This window comes from Pseudomonas sp. NPDC086278 (genome assembly GCF_050280905.1).
Lineage (GTDB): Bacteria > Pseudomonadota > Gammaproteobacteria > Pseudomonadales > Pseudomonadaceae > Aquipseudomonas.
Genome location: NZ_JBNNWE010000193.1, coordinates 1 through 2,993, shown reverse-complemented (window position 1 = coordinate 2,993; position 2,993 = coordinate 1). Strand labels below are relative to the sequence as shown.

The 2,993-nt window shown below is 57.8% G+C and carries 2 protein-coding genes and 2 pseudogenes; 2 read left to right on the top strand and 2 right to left on the bottom strand.

What is annotated here, in order from left to right; all coding sequences use genetic code 11:
* Positions 1 to 16: 16 nt before the first annotated feature.
* Positions 17 to 235, top strand: coding sequence for a translation initiation factor IF-1 (gene infA, locus ACQKP4_RS28770; RefSeq protein WP_002553999.1), 219 nt, complete (start codon positions 17 to 19; stop codon positions 233 to 235).
* Positions 236 to 472: 237 nt separating this feature from the next.
* Here the strand turns inward: infA and clpA are convergent, their stop codons facing one another.
* Positions 473 to 2,743 carry an ATP-dependent Clp protease ATP-binding subunit ClpA gene (gene clpA / locus ACQKP4_RS28765; RefSeq protein WP_007946437.1) on the bottom strand — a complete coding sequence of 757 codons (2,271 nt, stop codon included), beginning with the start codon at positions 2,741 to 2,743 and terminating at the stop codon, positions 473 to 475.
* Between the two features lie 30 nt (positions 2,744 to 2,773).
* Positions 2,774 to 2,908, bottom strand: a pseudogene (locus ACQKP4_RS28760) (ATP-dependent Clp protease adaptor ClpS); the annotation flags it as partial.
* Between ACQKP4_RS28760 and ACQKP4_RS28755 the strand changes: the two are divergent.
* Positions 2,900 to 2,993, top strand: a pseudogene (locus tag ACQKP4_RS28755) (hypothetical protein); the annotation flags it as partial. The pseudogenes ACQKP4_RS28760 and ACQKP4_RS28755 overlap by 9 nt on opposite strands.

Sequence of the window (2,993 nt, the reverse complement as noted above, 5' to 3'; positions counted from 1 at the left end):
CCGAGGGCTTTACTGCATGTCGAAAGAAGACAGCTTCGAAATGGAAGGCACTGTCGTCGACACCCTGCCCAACACCATGTTTCGTGTGGAGTTGGAAAATGGGCACGTCGTAACCGCGCATATCTCCGGCAAGATGCGCAAGAACTACATTCGTATTCTTACCGGTGACAAAGTGCGCGTCGAGCTGACGCCCTATGACTTGAGCAAAGGGCGCATCACTTACCGCGCTCGCTAATCAAGTCAATACAGAACGCCCGGTTTATGCCGGGCGTTTTTGTTTGCCTGCGATTTAAGGTCGTACACTTGGCCAATGTGGGAGCGGGCTTGCTCGCGAAGGCGGAGTGTCAGGCAACATATTCGGCGACTGACACTCCGCTTTCGCGAGCAAGCCCGCTCCCACAGTTAATGTGCGTAGGACTCGCAGATAGCAAAAAGGCGCCTTTCGGCGCCTTTTGCTTTATTGCGGTTAACGTCAGGCCATTTCTGCCGTGGTCTCGAACTCGAAGGTCAGCTCGCCGTCCTTGAGGTCGATGTGCACCACGCCGCCATGGTCGGCCAGTTCGCCAAAGAGGATCTCTTCCGCCAGCGGACGCTTGATCTTGTCCTGGATCAAACGCGCCATTGGTCGAGCGCCCATTGCCGAGTCGTAGCCACCTGCTGCCAGCCAACTGCGCGCGGCATCGGTCACTTCCAGCTGCACGCGCTTGTCTTCCAGCTGCGCCTGAAGTTCGGTAAGGAACTTGTCCACCACGCTTTTGATGACCTCATGACTGAGGCGACCAAACTGGATGATGGTGTCCAGACGGTTGCGGAACTCCGGCGTGAAGCTCTTCTTGATCACTTCCATTGCATCGGAGGAGTGATCCTGATGGGTAAAGCCGATCGAAGCACGGGCTGCCGTTTCGGCACCGGCGTTGGTCGTCATGATGACGATCACGTTACGGAAATCCGCCTTGCGCCCGTTGTTATCGGTCAGCGTACCGTGGTCCATCACCTGCAACAGCAGGTTGAAGACTTCCGGGTGCGCCTTCTCGATCTCATCGAGCAACAGCACGCAGTGAGGCTGCTTGGTAATGGCTTCGGTCAGCAGACCGCCCTGATCGAACCCGACATAACCTGGAGGCGCACCGATCAGGCGCGAGACGGTATGGCGCTCCATGTACTCGGACATGTCGAACCGCACCAGCTCGATGCCCAGCGCCTTGGCCAACTGACGCGCCGCTTCGGTTTTACCGACACCGGTCGGCCCTGCGAACAGGAACGAACCGACAGGCTTGTCAGGCGACTTCAGGCCGGCACGGGACAGCTTGATCGCCGTCGACAGCGAGTCGATGGCAGCATCCTGACCAAATACCGTCAGCTTCAGATCACGCTCAAGGTTACGCAGCAGCTCTTTGTCCGAACTGGTGACATGCTTTGGCGGAATCCGCGCGATTTTCGCAACGATGTCCTCGACCTGAGGCACTTCGATGCGTTTTACACGCTTCTCGATGGGCTGCAGACGCTGATAGGCACCCGCCTCGTCGATCACGTCGATGGCCTTGTCCGGCATGTGCCGGTCATTGATGTAGCGCGACGCCAGTTCCGCAGCGGCGCGCAGCGCTTCATCGCTGTACTCGATGTTGTGATGCGCTTCGAAACGACCTTTCAGGCCGCGCAGGATGCCGATGGTGTCTTCCACGGAGGGCTCCGACACATCGACTTTCTGGAAGCGGCGCGCCAGGGCACGGTCCTTTTCAAAGATCCCGCGAAACTCCTGGAACGTGGTCGAACCGATGCAGCGGATATCACCCGATGACAGGAGCGGCTTGAGCAGGTTAGAGGCATCCATGACGCCACCGGACGCAGCGCCCGCACCGATTATGGTGTGGATCTCGTCGATGAACAGGATCGCCTGCGGACGTTTTTTCAGTTCATTGAGCAACGCCTTGAAGCGCTTCTCGAAATCACCACGGTATTTGGTCCCGGCCAGCAAGGCACCGAGGTCAAGGGAATAGACCACGCTGTTGGCCAGCAAGTCTGGCACCTGGTTATCGACAATGCGCTTGGCCAGGCCTTCGGCAATCGCGGTTTTACCCACGCCCGCCTCTCCCACCAACAACGGATTGTTTTTTCGACGGCGCGCGAGAATCTGCGCGACACGCTCGACTTCCAGTTCACGCCCTACCAGCGGATCGATACGACCCTGACGCGCGAGTTCGTTAAGGTTGCTGGCATAAGCATCCAGAGGATTGCCTGAAGAAGAAGACTCACCGCCCTCGTCGTCCTGCATATCTTGCTCACCTTCAGAGTGATCGCCATGCCCCGGCACCTTGGAGATGCCGTGAGCGATGTAGTTGACGACATCGATGCGCGCAACGCTCTGCTGTTTCAGCAGGAACACTGCCTGACTCTCTTGCTCACTGAAGATGGCGACCAGCACGTTGGCGCCGGTCACTTCACGTTTGCCCGAGCTCTGTACGTGGAACACAGCACGCTGCAGCACGCGCTGGAAGCCCAGGGTTGGCTGGGTCTCACGATCCTCGTCATGAACGGGGATCAATGGCGTCGTGGAGTCGATGAACTCCTGCAGGTCATGCTTGAGTTTGTCGAGGTTTGCGCCGCACGCACGCAAAACGGTGGCGGCAGCCTCATTATCCAATAGGGCCAGCAGGAGGTGCTCGACGGTCATGAATTCATGACGTTTCGAACGCGCCTCCTTGAAGGCAAGATTGAGGGTGACTTCGAGCTCGCGGTTTAACATAGCTTCACCTCATACCCAAGTGGTCGGCGATTAACCGTCCTTCTCGATTTCACAGAGTAGCGGATGCTGGCTTTCCCTGGCGTACTGGTTGACCTGCATGGCCTTAGTCTCGGCGATGTCGCGGGTAAACACTCCACATACTGCCCGTCCTTCTGCAAGGCAAGTGGCTTCTTCCGCACCGAAAAGCGTGACGGTCGCTGGTATCTGGTGACGCCGCAAGGGCATCCGTTCTATTCGTTAGGGGTTAACA

Coding starts and splice junctions, on each gene's coding strand:
- infA (WP_002553999.1), top strand. CDS start 17: ATGTCGAAAGAAGACAGCTTCGAAATGGAAGGCACTGTCGTCGACACC.
- clpA (WP_007946437.1), bottom strand. CDS start 2,743: ATGTTAAACCGCGAGCTCGAAGTCACCCTCAATCTTGCCTTCAAGGAG.